General features: G+C 28.6%; 16 protein-coding genes and 1 riboswitch. Of the genes, 3 read left to right on the top strand and 13 right to left on the bottom strand.

The features are described from left to right. Positions 1-5: 5 nt before the first annotated feature. On the bottom strand, positions 6-1,094 hold the full coding sequence (locus BHYOB78_RS03435; RefSeq protein WP_012671979.1) for a PP2C family protein-serine/threonine phosphatase: 1,089 nt from the start codon (positions 1,092-1,094) through the stop codon (positions 6-8). Between the two features lie 221 nt (positions 1,095-1,315). On the opposite strand from BHYOB78_RS03435, the gene BHYOB78_RS03440 reads away from it, so the two are divergent. Beyond that, complete coding sequence (locus tag BHYOB78_RS03440) at positions 1,316-1,780, top strand: NanQ anomerase/TabA/YiaL family protein (RefSeq protein ID WP_012671980.1); 465 nt, start codon at positions 1,316-1,318, stop codon at positions 1,778-1,780. Positions 1,781-2,031: 251 nt separating this feature from the next. Beyond that, positions 2,032-2,982, top strand: coding sequence for a flavodoxin family protein (locus BHYOB78_RS03445; RefSeq protein WP_020064189.1), 951 nt, complete (start codon positions 2,032-2,034; stop codon positions 2,980-2,982). 85 nt (positions 2,983-3,067) lie between these two features. Here the strand turns inward: BHYOB78_RS03445 and BHYOB78_RS03450 are convergent, their stop codons facing one another. The 5 genes from BHYOB78_RS03450 to BHYOB78_RS03470 all read right to left on the bottom strand — a co-directional run bounded on the left by BHYOB78_RS03450 (position 3,068) and on the right by BHYOB78_RS03470 (position 9,495). Then, on the bottom strand, positions 3,068-4,816 hold the full coding sequence (locus tag BHYOB78_RS03450; protein WP_012671982.1) for an NADH-dependent [FeFe] hydrogenase, group A6: 1,749 nt from the start codon (positions 4,814-4,816) through the stop codon (positions 3,068-3,070). Between the two features lie 41 nt (positions 4,817-4,857). Then, positions 4,858-6,546 (bottom strand): NuoF family protein, encoded by a 1,689-nt coding sequence (locus BHYOB78_RS03455; RefSeq protein WP_012671983.1) that lies wholly within the window; start codon positions 6,544-6,546, stop codon positions 4,858-4,860. Positions 6,547-6,558: 12 nt separating this feature from the next. Beyond that, a complete protein-coding gene (locus tag BHYOB78_RS03460) occupies positions 6,559-7,065 on the bottom strand; it encodes an NADH-quinone oxidoreductase subunit NuoE family protein (protein ID WP_012671984.1) in 507 nt (168 codons plus the stop codon). 266 nt (positions 7,066-7,331) lie between these two features. Further along, positions 7,332-8,216: a DUF4261 domain-containing protein gene (locus BHYOB78_RS03465; protein ID WP_012671985.1), complete on the bottom strand. Its 885-nt coding sequence runs from the start codon at positions 8,214-8,216 to the stop codon at positions 7,332-7,334. A 175-nt stretch (positions 8,217-8,391) separates the two neighbouring features. Next, positions 8,392-9,495, bottom strand: coding sequence for a hypothetical protein (locus BHYOB78_RS03470; protein WP_020064188.1), 1,104 nt, complete (start codon positions 9,493-9,495; stop codon positions 8,392-8,394). A gap of 262 nt (positions 9,496-9,757) precedes the next feature. Here BHYOB78_RS03470 and purH point away from each other — a divergent pair, with 262 nt between their 5' ends. Further along, positions 9,758-11,287: a bifunctional phosphoribosylaminoimidazolecarboxamide formyltransferase/IMP cyclohydrolase gene (purH, locus tag BHYOB78_RS03475; protein ID WP_012671989.1), complete on the top strand. Its 1,530-nt coding sequence runs from the start codon at positions 9,758-9,760 to the stop codon at positions 11,285-11,287. A 122-nt stretch (positions 11,288-11,409) separates the two neighbouring features. Here the strand turns inward: purH and BHYOB78_RS03480 are convergent, their stop codons facing one another. The 7 genes from BHYOB78_RS03480 to BHYOB78_RS03510 all read right to left on the bottom strand — a co-directional run bounded on the left by BHYOB78_RS03480 (position 11,410) and on the right by BHYOB78_RS03510 (position 18,105). Continuing rightward, positions 11,410-11,820, bottom strand: coding sequence for a rhodanese-like domain-containing protein (locus BHYOB78_RS03480; RefSeq protein WP_012671990.1), 411 nt, complete (start codon positions 11,818-11,820; stop codon positions 11,410-11,412). A 90-nt stretch (positions 11,821-11,910) separates the two neighbouring features. Beyond that, entirely contained in the window at positions 11,911-12,570 is a 660-nt protein-coding gene (locus tag BHYOB78_RS03485) for a TenA family protein (RefSeq protein ID WP_012671991.1), read from the bottom strand. Between the two features lie 77 nt (positions 12,571-12,647). Continuing rightward, entirely contained in the window at positions 12,648-14,255 is a 1,608-nt protein-coding gene (locus tag BHYOB78_RS03490) for a peptide ABC transporter substrate-binding protein (RefSeq protein ID WP_020064187.1), read from the bottom strand. A 165-nt stretch (positions 14,256-14,420) separates the two neighbouring features. Then, positions 14,421-14,541: riboswitch (TPP riboswitch) on the bottom strand. Positions 14,542-14,726: 185 nt separating this feature from the next. After that, positions 14,727-15,053: a PTS lactose/cellobiose transporter subunit IIA gene (locus BHYOB78_RS03495; RefSeq protein ID WP_012671993.1), complete on the bottom strand. Its 327-nt coding sequence runs from the start codon at positions 15,051-15,053 to the stop codon at positions 14,727-14,729. A gap of 21 nt (positions 15,054-15,074) precedes the next feature. After that, positions 15,075-16,157, bottom strand: coding sequence for a DUF871 domain-containing protein (locus BHYOB78_RS03500; protein ID WP_020064186.1), 1,083 nt, complete (start codon positions 16,155-16,157; stop codon positions 15,075-15,077). Positions 16,158-16,212: 55 nt separating this feature from the next. Continuing rightward, positions 16,213-17,538: a PTS cellobiose transporter subunit IIC gene (celB, locus tag BHYOB78_RS03505; protein ID WP_020064185.1), complete on the bottom strand. Its 1,326-nt coding sequence runs from the start codon at positions 17,536-17,538 to the stop codon at positions 16,213-16,215. A 261-nt stretch (positions 17,539-17,799) separates the two neighbouring features. Further along, on the bottom strand, positions 17,800-18,105 hold the full coding sequence (locus BHYOB78_RS03510) for a PTS sugar transporter subunit IIB (protein ID WP_020064184.1): 306 nt from the start codon (positions 18,103-18,105) through the stop codon (positions 17,800-17,802). Positions 18,106-18,253 lie beyond the last annotated feature (148 nt).

The raw sequence follows: 18,253 nt of genomic DNA on the forward strand, positions 1-18,253 counted from the left end.
ATTTTTTATTTTATCTTAAATGCTGCAATAGTAAAATCATCATCAGGCGACATATATGAAAGGTAATCATAAAAATCTTTTTCTATGTTGCTTATTATATTTTCTGCCTTACTATTTTTATTATTGAATATAACTTTTTTTAATCTATCTATGCCATAAAAATCATATTTGTTTTTGGATCTTGATGCTTCTGTTACTCCGTCGGTATAAAATATTAATACATCATCTTTTTTTATATTTACTATTTCTTCTTCATAATATGCCTGAGGGAAAAGACCTATTATAGTTCCGCCTTTATTGTATTCTTTTATTTGAGAATTTTCTAATATAAGCATAGGAGTATGGGAAGCATTAGAATATTTTACTACTTTATTTTTTAAATCTATTTCGGCCACTGTCATAGTGAGATAATAGTTTATAGGCAGTATTTTAATTATGTAATTATTAATATCATATATAAAAGAGCTAGGCGATTTGAATGATGCTGCCAAATTTCTAAAAACAGTTTTAAACATAGCAGTTATAATTGCCGCTTCAACTCCATGTCCGCTAATATCTGAAATTATAAAAAGTATTCTGTCATCATCAAGATATATATAATCAAAAAAATCTCCTCCTATTGTTTCAAGAGGTTTATATAATGAGGCAGAATTTATTTTGTTATTATTAGGCATTTTTTTAGGCATCATATTTTCCTGCAGTTTTCTAGCCTTTTTCATATCTTTTTTATATTGTTTTTTTATATTGTCTAAAACATCGTATCTGCCTAATATATAACTATTTTTTTCTTTTAAGTCTTTTATTGCTATTTGATAATCATTTATTATAGTGCTGTTTATTTTTGAAAATCTATATATTTTTCCTTCTGATGATTTTTCTTCTACTTGCTTATAATCTTTGATTAAATATATATTGATTAAATTTTTATATAAAGCAAGTCCTGGAATAAAAAACAGCATAAATAAAATGAGCATAAGTACAAAAGTAAATTTATTTTCATAATATGAAATGCATGCTATATTTAAAAGTAAAAATAGTATGAGAAATACCATAGAAATAAATTTAAAAAATATTAAAACACGTTCATTTTTCATATTAATTGTTTGTTTTGTACGATATAGATTATAACAAAAACATTATAGTTTGCAAATATTTTTTATAAAATAATAAGTATAGATATTGCAAAAATTATACATACTTTATACAATATAGATATATTAGAAATGATTAAAATGTTTTTTAAATACTTTAATTTTACTTTTGTTCTCGAGTGCATAACAGCGCTTAATTATATATTAAAAACGGAGGGGTTATTATGATATTAAAACCAATAAAAAGCGAATTTAATCAGGATTTTCATGATTCTATTTGGAAGGCAAAAAATTATATAAGAGATCATTATGATGAATTGAAAAAACTTCCTAATGGTAAGCATTTGCTAGACAAAGAAATTTGCGAAGGTGCTTTTATCAATGTTACAGAATATGATAATAAAGATAATCCGCCTTGGGAATCACATTTAAAATATGTGGATGTTCAAATAATATTTGAAGGAGCTGAAGATTTTATAATAGCAAATACTTCTACATTGAAGCCTAAAAGTTATGATGAAGCTTCAGACTATCATGATTGGGAAGGAGAGGGAACTGTTCGTTTAACTTTATCACAAGGAGAGATTTTGATACTTCTTCCTTATGATGCTCATAGAGTAGGACTTCCTCCAAAATCAGGAAAAAATCATGTTAAAAAAGCTATAGTTAAAGTTCCTTATAAAGGTTAATCTTTTAATCAATAATCATAAATAAAGACTGATGCTTATTAATAAGTGTCAGTCTTTTTTATATCGTAAATTGATATTGACAATAATTAAAATATATTGTATGCTATATATTAACAATAAGGTAGGGCTTATGTTAGTTCCTTAATATAAGATTTCCGATAAACTTCGATAAAACATTTTTTATAATAAAATACGAAGACTGGCAGCCTATCCAGTAATTTTAATTTCAATAAAAAGGAGAATTATATTCTATGAAAGTTATGGGAATAGTTGCCGGAAGACATAACGGAAACAGTGAAATTTTAGTTAAGCAGGCTTTAACAGCTGTAAAAGATGCAGGAGGAGAGGCAGTATTAATCAATTTGTTTGACTATAATATAAAGCCTTGTTCAGGATGCGAGTCATGTACAATAGGTATGGAAAAAGCTTTTAAAGAAGGAAAAGAATATAAAGGATGCATTTACAAAGAAAAAGATGATATGGATAAAATAGTAAATGTTATGAATCAATGTCAGGGTATAATAGTGGGATGTCCTACTTATGATTTGCTTCCTTCTTCATTATATTTAGCATTTGCTCAGAGGTTTTTAGCTTATGAATTATCGTTTAGAATAAAAATAGGACAAGTTAAAAAAGATCCGCATACAGTTGCAGGACTTATAGGGGTAGGCGGTTCTAAACATGATTGGCAGACTATGAGTTTGGAAGGACTTTCTGCTACTATGTTTACTCAGTCTATTACTGTAGTAGATATGTATTTGGCTGAAAGTGTTGGAAGACCTGGAAATGTTTTGATACATAAGGATTATTTAGATAGAGCATACAAAATGGGTAAAAATATAGTTGAAGCGATTAATACTCCTGTAGAAGATAGAAAATGGCTTGGTGATCCTGATTTAGGTTTATGTCCTAGATGTCATTCTTCTTTAATATATCCAGGCGAAGAACATTGGGACGGAGTAAAATTTAATTTTGAATGTGCTGTATGCGGTGCAGGAGGCGATTTAGTTAAAAATGAAAGCGGAGAATATAAATTCGTACTTGCAGAAAACGGACTTATAAGGGACAGAAATATTAATGAAGCAAGAGCAGTGCATTTACAAGAAATAATGGAGACAAGAGATAATTTTATGTCTAAAAAGTCTGAAATAGAAGAAGAATATAAGAGATTTAGAGAAATGAAATTTGAGACTATAAAATAGCCGTTAATAAAACTTTTTCTATAAATAAAACAGCACTATGATAATAATAATTATTATCATAGTGCTTTGTTTTTTTCTTTATAAATTATTTAGTATATTTTTCATTAGCTTCGTATTTAGTATGTAAGAAGTGATGAGCTCTTTCTCCTAGAGGTTTTCCTAAGAATTCATCATAAAGCTTTTTAAGATTTTCATTTTCATGAGAGCATCTATGTTTTACAGTATTTTTATCTTCATTGTATAAACCATCTGCTCTTTTTGTTCTTATTTCATTAGTAGGTCCATAAGGCTGACCGCCTCCTCCTACACATCCTCCAGGACAAGCCATAACTTCTATAAAGTTATAAGGAGGATTTTCTCCTTTTTCTTTAGCTGCTCTGATTTCCTGCATTACAGGATCAACATTATTAAGTCCGTTTACAACAGCAACTTTTACTTCTTTATCTAATATTTTTATTGTAGCTTTTTTTACTCCTTCAAGCCCTCTTACTTCTTCAAAATCAACATTGTTAAGATTATTTCCTGCTATAATATTATAAGCAGTTCTTAAAGCAGCTTCCATAACACCGCCTGTTGCTCCGAATATAGTACCAGCTCCGGAATATTCTCCTAATATACTGTCTGATTCTTCAGGTTCAATTCCCGCAATATCTATACCATAGTGCTTTATCATTCTAGCAAATTCTCTTGTAGTAAGTACAACATCAACATCTTTGTATCCGCTTGAATACATAGTTTCATTTTTTCTAATTTCATTTTTCTTAGCTGTACAAGGCATAATAGATACATTAAATATATTGAAAGGATCAACATGAGCTTTGTCAGAATAATAAGTTTTAGTCATAGGAGCAAGCATCATATGAGGAGATTTGGAAGTTGATATATTATCTAGTAAATCAGGATAATATTCTTCTGCATATTTTACCCAAGCAGGGCAGCATGATGTAGTCATACAAACTGTACCATTACTCTCTGTAAATCTTTTAACGAATTCATTTGCCTCTTCCATAATAGTTAAATCTGCACCGAAATTAGTGTCGAATATAGCATTGAATCCCATCAAACGCATAGCAGCATAAATCTTACCAGTGATATTCTCTCCAGCTTTAAGTCCGAAATATTCTCCTAAAGCAACTCTCACAGCAGGAGCCATTTGAACTGTAACATAAGTATCAGCATCATCTATAGCATCTTCAACTTCTTTAGTTTGGTCTTTTTCATATATAGCTGCAACTGGGCAGTGAGAAGCACATTGTCCGCAGTCTACACAAGGAGAATCTTTCAATGAAACCGCTCCAGGAGCAAAATAAGTATCAAATCCTCTATTAACAAATCCTAAAGCATGTACTTTCTGCATTTCCTGACAAACAACTACACATCTTCCGCATTTAATACATTTTTCAGGATTAAGTACTATACTTCCAGTAGAGTCATCTCTAGGGTGATTTTGTTTTATATTATCATATTTTGAATTCCTAACACCGAAATCAGCAGCAGCAGTCTGAAGTTCGCATTCTCCATTTCTTATACAGTTTAAACAATCATTAGGGTGTGCTGATAATACTAATTCCAATACCCCTTTTCTTACTGTGTTAATTTCAGAATCATGTGTTATTATATCCATTCCTTCTTCTACAAGCATAGAACATGATCTTACATATTTATTTCCTTGATTAGCCAATTTTACAACGCATATTCCGCATGCTGAAGTAGGCGGTATATCAGGGTGATAGCATAAAGAAGGAATTTTTATACCTAATTTTTTAGCAGCTTTTAAAATTGTAAGTCCTTCTTCAACTTCAATTTGTTTGCCATTTATTTTTATCTTTACCATAATTTTATACTCCTTTTTACTCTATAATCCGTAGCCAATTTTTAATTTTTCTTTGGAACAGGAGGAGTAAATATTCCAGCTTTATACTCTTCCTCAAAATGTTTTAATGTGGACATTACAGGGTTAGCAGCTGTAGAGCCTAAAGCACATAATGAAGCTTTTCTCATAGTTAAAGCAATATCTCTTAGTTTTTGTATATCATCTTCTTTAGCTCTTTTCTTAGTAAATTTTTCTAATATTTTTAGCATCTGCATTCCGCCGACTCTGCAAGGTACGCATTTACCGCAGCTTTCATCAACACAGAATCCAAGATAGAATTTAGCAAAATCAACCATATTGCTGTCTTCATCAATAACTATCATACCTCCCGATCCCATCATAGAACCCAATTTAACTAGATTATCAAAATCTATACGAGTACCAAATAGAGATTCAGGTAATATACCTCCTGAAGGTCCGCCTGTCTGAACTCCTTTTACAAATTTATCATTAGGTATTCCACCTCCAATGTCGAATACTATTTCCCTAATAGTTGTTCCCATAGGTACTTCAACGAGTCCTGATACATTGACATTACCAGTTAAAGCGAATACTTTAGTACCTGTTGAATTTTCTGTACCAATAGAAGCAAACCAATCTCCTCCATTGTTTATGATAGCAGTTACATTTGCAAATGTTTCAACATTATTAATAACTGTAGGTTTTTCAAATAACCCTTTTATTGCTGGGAAAGGAGGTCTAGGTCTAGGAGTTCCTCTATTACCTTCTATAGAAGCTAAAAGTGCAGTTTCTTCACCGCATACAAAAGCCCCAGCTCCCAATCTTATATCTAAATCAAATGAGAAATCACTTCCTAAAATTTTTTCTCCTAATAAACCATAATCATAAGCCTGCTTTAAAGCTATTCTTACCCTTTCAACAGCAAGTCCGTATTCAGCTCTAATATATAAATAACCTTTATTTGCTCCTATGGTATATCCTGCTATAGTCATAGCTTCTATTACAGAATGCGGATCTCCCTCAAGTATACTTCTATCCATATAAGCACCAGGGTCTCCCTCATCAGCATTACATACTATGTATTTTTGATCTGATTTAACTTCTTTTGTGAAGCTCCATTTTTTCCAAGTAGGGAATCCGGCACCTCCGCGTCCTCTAAGTCCGGAAGTATGCATTTCATTAATTACATCATCAGGAGTCATTTCAAATAATACTTTAGATAAAGCTTTATATCCATCGTTTCCTATATATTCATCTATATTTTCAGGATCTATCATACCGCAGTTCTTTAATACTATTCTTCTTTGCTTTTGATAGAAGTTAATTTCTTTAGAGAAGTCTCTATGTTCTCTTTGCTCTTTATATAATATTCTTAGCAATAATTCACCTTTCATTATATGTTTTTCTATTATATCCTGAGCATGTTCAGGTCCTACATGAGTATAAAAAACTCTTCCTGGCATAATTTTTACAACAGGTCCCTGACTGCAGAAACCGAAACAGCCTGTTTTTACAACTAATACTTCATCTGCAATGCCGTTTTTCTCTGCATATTCTCTTAATAATCTTACAATTTCATCACTTTTATTTGACTCGCATGCCGTACCTCCGCATACAAGTATATGATATTTATGAGTTGTAGAGGATTCGGTACCTTTTCTTAGGCCTATCTCTTTGGCTTTATTAATTCTATATTCTTCTAGTTTTTTTCTATCTAATTTTTCTGCCATTTTTATACTCCATTAAGATTTTTTCTCTTCTTCATTATTATTTTTTATAAATTTAGCTATATCATCAATAACTACTCTTCCTGAAACTTCTTCATTAAATGTAATTACAGGAGCCAAACCGCAGCAGCCTATACATCTAACCTCTTCTAACTTATATTTTCTATCAGCTGAATATTTCTGATCACCTTTTAGATTTAATTTTCTTTTAATTTCTTCCACTAACTGTCCGCCGCCTTTTAAATAGCATGCTGTACCCATACAAACTGCTATATTATTTTCAGCAGGCGGTTCTAGTGTGAAATAATTATAAAATGTAAGAATTTCATAAATTCTAGCTAGCGGTATATTTGTTTCTTCTGATACATATTTTGCAACATTTCTAGGAACATAACCGTAATGCTTTTGAATTCCATGACAAATCATAATAAGATTCCCCTCAGCATCTTTCCATTTCGAAACCAACGATTTTATCTCATCAGCAATATCCTCTTGTGTTAATAGAGAAACATCTTCACTCATTATATACCTCCATTTGTACAATAAAATTAAAACCATATGATTTCTAGTATAGGAAAAAATGTGTTTAAATTCAACAATATTATTACATATATATGATTTTTTAATACATATTTATAAAAAATATGTTATATAATACTACTATCGGGTATTTTATTTGTTTATCGTTTTTTTTATTATGTATTTAATATACTTGTTTATTTGTATAAGTATGATAATATATTATTGCTTTGGAACAATAAAAATATGTTTTTTATTACAGTATTTTATTAATTTTGCCTTTTGCCTGAAGCATATTCAAGCATATTAATATCCAAAATTTCTCTATGTGGCTTGAGAAGAGATTTTTCATACTGACATTTCCATTGTACATTTTCAAATATACTTTGTATAGTATCGCCGCTTTTTATAATATCGCCTTTATCAAATATATAAGCTGCTATATTTAAAGCATGTGATATAACATCATTGGCATTCAAGTCATGGAAATGATATTGTATATCTGGTAAACCTATAGCATACATTCCTAAAGTGTCTACTATAATATCATTTGAATCCTGAACATTAAATAGTCTTATATTAACGCCTGAAAGCATAAATCTGAAATCTTTAGGGTAGGTATTATTTAGTATTTGATCAGGCAAAAGAAGTTTACCGCTTTGTTCATTATATACGGCAACACAATTATCAAAAAGCTGTAATGCTGTATAAAGCCAATTATTAAGTAGGGTTGTTCTATCTTTATAATCTAGTCCTGCAGCCAAAAAATCACTAAGCATTATTTCATAATTACAGTTTTTTATAAGTTCTTTAGGTTCTTTTATATCCCACATCTGACTATAATAATAGTCGTTTATAGTGGTATAATCGAATTCCATAGCACTAGGCATCAAAATTTGTGCTGGTACTTCCTTTTCATCTTTATATTTTACTTTTAAATCATTTATTGCTATACTGTAAATGCCATTATCTGATGATATTACTTCTATATCTTCATAATATTTTCTTATTTTCTGTTTAATTAATTCTATATTAGGCAATTCTGGTTTTTCTTCAAATAAAAGTTTATAGAAATATACATGTGAAAAATTGGCTTCATCATGATTTACGCTTTTATGATTAGTATTCGGATTTACTTCTTTTTTATCTTTCATATTTAAAAAACTCCTATAGCTATAAATATTACTATATTTTTTAATAAAAGCAATTTATATTATATAAGTTTTTATTATTTATATTGTTAAATACTAAAAATAAAAAATGATAAAATAATAGCGATAATTTAGAATATATTCTAGTTTATCGCTATAAATAATAAAAAATTATTAATTATTGTTTTATAGGTACTAAATATGTAAAATCAAACTGCAAAGACTGATCATATCTCACTCCTATTTCATTTTTTTCATTTAGGAATAATCCATTAACTAAGGCAATTCCTAATACTATACCATTGTCGAATACAAAGTCTTTCTTTAAGTTAAGTCCGAAATAGAAAGGAACTCTATAAAAAGGATCTCCTTCAACGCTTATAAATTTATGATTTTTATTTATATACCAGCCTGATACAAATATTATAGGCTCTATTTCAAACCAAGTCATAACAGGTATTGTACCTCTTAAGAAAATTCCATGTCCGAATACTCCAGGTTCATTATCTCTGTCAGCGAGATTATATGAAGCCATATAAAGTATTGATAAGTAGTAACTATTAATACCTATAGCTCCTACATAGTTTTCTGTAATTGCCGGAGAACCTTCAACGAATGGATATTCATGTCCTCCATTATGCCAATAGTGTATACCTACATAAGGAGTTGCTATATCATGTGCAAAATCCATAGCATAAGTAACACCTACATCAAATCTTTCTCTATGTTTAGCATTATGCTGTATTTGCCAATTCATATATACTTCTCCCTTTCCTCCTTTAAACCATTCAAAAGAAGCACCGTATTCATAATAACCATGTGTGAAAGGTTCATTATATTTATATTCTTCAGGTCCTTTTGCTATTAATGTATTATCTGGAGTAGATCTTACAACAGGTGTCATATCCATTAAAGGATCTCTTATAGGTGAAGGAAGATTATGCCCGCCTGTCATAGTACCTATTCTTAGAGAAATATATTCATTTGATAATTGTGTTGTAACTACAGGAAATACTCTTATGCCTTGAGGAAATTCAAATGTAAATGGAAAAAATATTGAAGCTCCTACTCTCAAAGTGATAAGATCATTGAATTTTATATCAAAAGCTCCTTCTGTAAAATTTTCAAAGTATGTTAATGTTGTTCTTGTATCCTGCCATAATAAATTTTCACCGTTATATGCATAAGAACTTGAAAATAATCTGAAATCTACTTTTACATCAGCATATACATTTGATATGAATATCATCAAGATAAAACAAAAAGAAAAGAAATGTTTCATAAACTAACCCTTATTTTTAATGAAATATTATATTTAAATGAATTATATAATATGAAAGTTCATTATAACATAGTTAACATAAAATTACAATTATGATAACTATCTTATTGCTTACGCAGAGAAAAATTTGGGGTGGGCGGGCGGCGTTCAGTGTTAATGCTTACGATTAAATATTTTAGTTATTTAGAAAATAAATTACTCTTTACAATAACAAGTTTTATATTATAATTGATTCATTATTTTGATTAATGGGAGCTTTATAATGATTAAAAGAGCATTAATATCTGTATTCTATAAAGACGGAATATTAGACTTTGCCAAGTTTTTAACTTCAAAGAATGTGGAAATAGTTTCTACAGGCGGAACTTATAAATATTTGAAAGAAAATAATATACCGGTTATAGAAGTTTCTGAGGTTACAGGAGCTAAAGAAATGCTTGACGGAAGAGTAAAAACTTTAGATCCAAAAATACATGGAGCAATACTTGCTATAAGAGATAATCCTACTCATATGGAAACTATTAAAGAAAGAGGCATAACTCCTATAGATATGGTGATAGTTAATCTTTATCCTTTCTTTGAAAAAGTACAAGATGATAATTTGAAATTTGAAGAGAAGATAGAGTTTATTGATATAGGCGGACCTACTATGCTTCGTTCTGCTGCCAAGTCTTTCAAAGATGTTGTGGTTATAAGCGATGTTAAAGATTATGATTTAGTAAAAAGCGAAATGGAAAAAGGCGAAGTAAGTTTTGAAACAAAAAAATATTTAGCTTCTAAAGTATTTAATTTAACTTCTGCTTATGATGCCGCAGTTTCAGAGTTTATGTTTAATTCATTAGAAAGTAAAGAAGATAAAAAACTTAATTATTTGAATATGTCTTATGCATTACAGGAAGAATTAAGATACGGAGAAAATCCTCATCAGGGAGCAAGCTATTATGTTTCTACTACAGATAAAGGCTCTATGAAAGATTTTGAACAATTAAATGGAAAAGAACTTTCATTTAATAATATCAGAGATATGGATATAGCTTTAAAAATAGTATTAGAATTTGATGAGTCTAAAAAAGAATATGCTTGTTCTGCTATAAAACACTCTACTCCTTGCGGTGCTGCATTAGGAAGCAGTGTATTAGAGGCTTATAATAGAACTTATGAATGCGATCCTACTTCTATATTCGGAGGAATAGTAGCATTTAACAGTACAGTAGATGAAGCAACTGCAAAAGAACTTATTAAAATATTCTTAGAAATTGTTATTGCTAAAGACTTTACTCCTGAAGCTTTGGAAGTATTAAAAACTAAAAAGAATTTAAGAGTTATAAAATATAAAACTAATACTAATGATAAAATCAATCTTGTTAAAGTTGACGGCGGATTACTTGTTCAAGATGAAGATACTACTTTAATAGAAGATTATAAAGTTGTAACAGAGAAAAAACCTACAGAAGAAGAAATGAAGAATTTAATATTCGGAATTAAGGTTGTAAAATATGCTAAATCAAATGCTATAGTAGTAATAAAAGACTTCATGGCTAAAGGTATAGGAAGCGGACAAACTAACAGAATATGGGCTTGCGAAGATGCTTTAGAGAGAGCAGGTGACGGAGTAGTTATGGCATCCGATGCTTTCTTCCCATTTAGAGATGTAGTGGATGCTTGTGCTAAATACAATATTAAAGCTATAATTCAGCCAGGAGGATCTATGAGAGATCAGGAATCAATAGATGCTTGTAATGAACATGGTATTGCTATGATATTTACTGGAATAAGACATTTTAAACATTAATAAGTAGTTGATTATAATATTCAAAGCGAAGTTAATTAAAATTAACTTCGCTTTTTTATATATAAAATTTTTAATAAAGGGAAAAAGATATTTTACTTAATTATATTTTTAGTAATTTGAATTTATTTTAAATATGATGAAAGCTGAAAATATCCCGCATGAGTAAGATTATTAATATTGGTAAATCCTAATTTATACATACGCATACAAGCCATACCAGAACGGCTTCCGCTTGCACAATAAACTATATACTCTTTGTTTTTATCTAATTTTGACATTTTTTCATCGAATTTAGAATCGTCTAAAGGAATATTTACGCTGCTTTTTATGTATCCGCTTTGCTGAACTTCCATATAGCTTCTTACATCTATTAGACCTACATCTTTATTATTTTTATAAATTGAAACAGCATCATTGATATTTATATTTTTGAATTTACCTTTACTTCTTATATTGAATATAATTTTTCTTACAGCACTTAATATTATAAAAGTTAATATAAGTCCTATTATCAAAGTTAAAGTATTATTCATTTAATGTATACCCCCTGTATGTATAATAATGTTATTTTAACATACAGAGAAGTAAATTTCAATTAATTTATATTAATTTATTTAAAAGTTTTATACATTATGGAAATCGTCTAAATTATAGGCATCATTCCAAAATCTATATTCCCAAACGAATCCTATATCAAAAACGGCTATCATTTTTTCTTTTACAGCATCAGATGCATTATCATATAAATTATCAACTATTTTAATCATATATTCAGTTGCCTTAGAGAATTCTTCATCAGCATAAGTATCAATCCATTTTCTGTATGGATTATTTTCAATTTCTGCATTTGCCTTTATATATTTACCTAATTCATTATATATCCAAAAACAAGGCAATATAGAGGAAGCAGCAGTTTCAAAGGCTTCAGTATGAGCAGTATTAATAAGAAAACTTATATAACCTAAATTTGCAGTTGTAATTTTATTTGTATTTTCAAATTGAAAAGTATCTCTGAAATATTTATGCACAATTTCTTCTTCAACTATATATGAGTTTATAGATGATTTCAAAAATACTAATGCATAATCTACATTGTGTATTTTTGAAGAAATTATAGCTAAAGCTTTAGAATAATATTTTAAATATAAACTGTCTTGTTCTATATAGTATGCAAATTTATTTTTATCTAAACTTCCATCCATAAGCTCTTTATTAAATTTTGTATTAATTATTTTATTGTATAGATCTTCATTTTTTTTCCACACTATTTCTGAAAATTTCATTTTTTTCCTCACATCAATTATAAAGTATTTGTTATAAAATTATAGTATTTTATCATTTAAATATTATTTTTCAAATATCATTCTTCTAAATAAGCATAATTAAATTTATATCTTCCCAAAGGCTCATCAATATAATTTTTTAATTTAGGATTAACTATTAAGAAATCGGTTCTATATATGAAAGGTATAATAGGAACTTCATCAAAAAGTATTGATTCCGCTTCTCTTAAAGCTTCCATTCTTTTTTGAGCATTTGTGGAAGTTGTTGCAAACTCTATCAAAGAATCATATCTGGCATTAGAAAATCCTCCATAATTTATATCGCTGTAGCTAGTCATAATTTGAAGCATTGTAAGAGGATCATTATAATCACCTGTCCAGCTTGTTCTAGCCATTTGGTAATTTCCTGATTCTCTGAAAGGCAAAGTAATTTTTGATTCTTCTGTTCTAACTATTACATCTATATTAAGAGCATTTTTCCACATTTGCTGAATAGCTTCCAAAACTGTAGTATAAAAACCAGATGAAACTTTTACTTCAAGCATAGGGAAATTTTCTCCATTGGGATATCCTGCCTCAGCTAATAATTTTTTTGCTTCTTCTACATTATTACTATAATTGTTTGCTATTATATAATTACTGCTTTCTTCTCTGAATGATTTTTCAAGTCCTTTTACTACAGGCGGAACAAAAGCCTCTGCTGGTATTAATTTACCGTATCCTATATTTGATACTATATAGTTTCTATCTATTGCAAGCGATAATGCTTTTCTTACTCTTTTGTCTGATAATGCTTTATCTCTATTGTTTAAATCCAAATAATAAACTCCTATGATATCGCTTACAGCCATTAAATTTTCTTTTATTAAATTTTCTATCTCTCCAATAGGAGGAGCATTTATAGAAAAATCTACATCTCCTGTTCTAACAGCATTAAGTGATATATATTCATCAGCAATTAAAACAAAATTAATTTTTTTAGCCACTTGATTGGTATAATTCCAATAATTAGTATTTATTTCAAAAGCAAGAAGTTCATCAGGTTTTCTTTCTACCATTTTGTATGCACCATTTCCTATATAAGTTTCAGGCTTCCAAGTCCAATCATCGCCGTATTTTTCTATTATATCTTTTCTTACCGGCATATAAACTCCGCCTGAAGATAATATATCAGTAAAATATAGTGTAGGGGCTTCAAGTTCTATTATTAGTGTATTTTCATCTATAGCATTTACTCCGAGATTTTCTACACTCTGTTTGCCTCTTATTATATCTTTGGCATTTTTTATATATTCCATTAAATAAGAAATAGGGGAGGCTGTTTTCGGATCAACTGCTCTTCTATAGGAATATACAAAATCATCTGCTGTAACTTTTTTACCGTCGCTCCATTTGGCATCATCTCTTAAATGAAATGTGTATGTAAGACTATCATCGCTTATTTCCCATGTATCAGCAACACCTCCTATAATATTTCCGTTTATGTCTTTATTTAGAAGTCCTTCAAATGCATGATTGATATAAATAAATCCATAAGTTTCATCATTCAAAGCAGGATCTATGGTATTAAGTTCATAGCCTAGATTTACAGTGATTTCATCTTTGATGTTTTTTGTTTGTTTTTTACAGGATATAAATAATGCCAATAAAATTATTAGAATAATAAATTTTAGTTTTGAAGTCATAAAAAGCTCCTTATATTAAAATGTTAAAGTGAGATTTTTATAACACCGTTTGTCCTGTTTTATTGAATTGTATTTAAGTCTTGTTTGTTTACTTTATATAAGATAATTTAATAAAACAAGACCAACTTTAGAAAAGGTCTCATTTTATTAAAAGTATTAAAGAAAATAATAAAAGAGATAATTCCCTACGCTGGCATTACCCAAACAGGTTATAAGGGTCGAAGTTTTTATAAAATAAATTATGTAAACTTCCTCTCAGCCTTTTCAAGCTCCCCGATTGTGAGAAATGATATAATATTTTTATTTTTATATCAAGAAGTCAATTATGTAATTTTTAAAAAAATTATATTATTTCAATTATATTGGTATGAAAATTTGAATACTTTTTAATTACAGAATATGTGATGATAAAAATAAGAAAATGGGTATTATTTATTTAATACCCATTTTAATTAATTTGAGAATAAAAATTTATTCATGGTTCATTTTCAATATATCAATAAGCTCATTTATTAAATTTTTTTCACTTATTGCAGTCATTAAATGATCCTGTGCATGTATAAAAAGTAAGTTTATTACAAAACTTTCACCATTAGCTTCTTTTGATATTAAATCAGTTTGGTATTGATGAGACTCTAGTAATAATTTATCAGCTTCCTTCATTTTTTTATCGGATTCTTCAAATTTATTTTCTTTAGCAAGTCTTAAAGCCTCATAAGCTAAACTCTTACTTTCTCCAGCTAATGCTATAATAGGAAATACATTTTCCTCCATAAATGTTTCATAATCTTTTGTCATAAGTAATAAACTCCGTAAAAATTATTCTCTTATAATAAATCTTTTAGCCGGACTTATATAATCTAGCAGAAATAAATATTCATCTTTAATTCTGCCTACTACATTAGTTCTTCCGGTATTTTTTAAATCTTTCAAAGCTATCTGCATTTCTCCGGTATAACTGCCGTATTCTGATGAATCTATTAATATATCTCCTCTTTTTATATCGGAAACAGCATTAAATATTTTGAAATTATGTCCCTTATATTTTGCTCTTGTATCTGAAGATCTTATAACATCAGCAGAAGCATCTAATCTGTTTTGATGAAGCATATCTAATACTATACTCTTTTCTTCTTTAGGAATAGAATCAACTAATTCTACTTTAAAAGTTATTAATCTTTTATCCATATTATATAATGTTTTAAAAGTATTTTCATCTGCATAACAGTTAGCAATGAAAACACAGTCAACACCAAGAGCAAATAATTCCATAGCCTGTGCATCTATAGGCATATCTCTATGTTCTTCCAATGTGCAAATACCATCGCTTACAGGCCAAGGTCCAAAAGTAGCTTCTTTGGCATTAACAAATGCAGATGAACTTATAGAATATTTTTTAAAACGTTTCATGCTGCTTTTAAAAAGTGTTCTGTCTAGTCCTGTATATGCATGAGGATAGAAATTATAACAGCCTATCAAATTATCAGTATTAGGATAATATTTCATTATATTATCAAGATAATCTGTATCATTGCTCATATTTAATTCTATTTTCAAATCATATTCGTTATATGTCATTAAACTTTCTTCATTACCTGTAAACCCTAAATCTAATCTTACGCCCCAAGCTCCCAATTTATGAAAAAAGTCAAGATTTTTATAATCTATATCCAAATGTTTGAATACAGCCGGAGATATATCTAAAGTAGTTTTTATACCTTTTTCTTTAGCATAATTTATTATAGTTGAAAATTCATTTATTATTTCATCTTTAGATCTATCAACTGAAAGCAGACACATAAAACATCTTGTGAATCCGTATTTAGAAGCCAAATCTATATAATATTTATTATCTTCCATTTTTGAGTGAAAGGGGTAAATGGATATTCCTAACTCTTTCATTTATAATATTTCTCCTGTTTTTATGTTATTATTATTTTGCAATCATTTATTCATTTTATTCGTTATCTGGTAAAGTTTTAGCATAAGCATTAATGAAAGGAGTATATATTAAGTATGATAAGAATACCAAACATAAACTCAAAATCATAGCAGGAACACTTAAATTAGTAGATAAGAAAGCTCCTAATGGACCAGGAGTTGTCCAAGGTACTAAAGAAACAATTTTTCCTACGATGCCTATTTTTAAAACTGTATAGGCTATTATAGCATTAATTATTGGCACACCTATGAAAGGTATAAATAGTATAGGGTTCATAACAACAGGAGTACCGAACATAATAGGTTCATTTATATTGAATAATCCAGGTATAACTGAAAGTCTTCCTATAGATTTAAGATGTGCATTTTTACTTAATGCCATAGCTATTGCTAGGCCTAATGTAGCACCTGCTCCTCCTATATATACATAAACATTGAAGAATTCTCCTGCTACTACTTTAGGTAAAGACTCCCCAGCCTGTAAAGCAGCCTGATTCAAAGCTAAATTTGATAATGTTATTGTAGTAATTACAGCATTAACAACATTGGCACCATGTATACCTACAAACCATAATATATGTATAACTAAAAGAAGTATTATAACTGATGGCAAACTATCTGATATTGATAATAAAGGAGAAATTATTTTCATTATCAAGTTAGGTATAAGTATCATCATTTTTTTCTGTATTATTATATTTAATATTTGGAATAATACGCCTACAACAGCTATAGGTATAATTATTTCAAATGATTTTGCTATTGCAGGAGGTACAGAATCAGGAAGTTTTATAGTCATATTTTTGCTTACTAATAATCTGTAAATTTCTATTGATATTATACCGCCTATTATAGCAGAGAATATTCCTTTAGCATCTAAAAATCTAGCATCTAATACATTTATATTGCTTCCAGCTTCTACTAAAAATATACTTGCAAAATCTTCAGCAACAGACAAAGCATTTACTTTAGCAGCTATAAGGAAAAAAGCAAATAGAGATAAGAAACCGCCTGTAACACTGCTTAAATTATAAGAACCAGCCAAAGAATATCCTATACCATAAGCAACGAATACTGATAATATCCCCATACTTACATTGAATATTTGAATAAAATCGCCTGTGAAAGTTTTTGTAAAATTGTCATACCAACCCATATATAAGAAATTGCTTTTATCTGTGAAAGGCAAATTAAATATTAAAAGTACAAAAGAACCTACTATTAAAAAAGGCATAGTATATATAAATGCATCTTTAATAGCATTCAAATATCTGTTATTAGCTAATTTAGCTGCTACTGGTGTTATTTTATTTTCTATGAAATTAATAATTTTATCGTTCATATTTTTTATCCTTAAAATTTTTAATTATTTTGTAAAGTTTTGGCATAAGCATTTATGAAATGTAGTATATATTAAGTATATAAGAATACTAAAAATAAACTCTAAATATTGAATAACTTTCATTCTTCTCTTTTAAACAAAGCTTCTAGATCATGTAAAGCTTATTAAATTATAAGAGCCTGCCAATACCATAAGCGACAAATAATGATAATAATACTATACTTACATTAAGTATATAAGTATAATAGATATATTAATAGATTATAATGTTAAATTCAAAGCAAAGTCTAATATTTTAGCTCCGTCCATTTTTCCATAGTCTTTAAAATCTATAACATCTAAAGGTTTTCCTTTAGCATTAGCTTTTTTAGCTAGTTCATCTTTAAGATATTTAACCTGAGGACCTAATAGAAAAATATCGTAACTATCTGCTAATTCTTCAAATCTGGAAACGCTTGCAGCTTCTATTTCAGCATCTATATTATCCGCTTTAGCTTTATCCTGCATCTTTTTTACTATCATACTGGTAGACATTCCAGCAGAACATAAAAGCAAAATCTTTTTCATTCTTTACTCCTTTTTTCATTTTTTTATTTAAGGATAATATTTTTATAAAATAACTCAAACAATAAAATTGCAGTATTAATATGGTAATTTATTAGCTTTTTCTTTTTATTAAAAAGTATATAATAAAAATAAAAATGATACTACAAAG

Source organism: Brachyspira hyodysenteriae ATCC 27164 (assembly GCF_001676785.2).
In the GTDB taxonomy this organism is placed as follows: Bacteria; Spirochaetota; Brachyspiria; order Brachyspirales; family Brachyspiraceae; genus Brachyspira; species Brachyspira hyodysenteriae.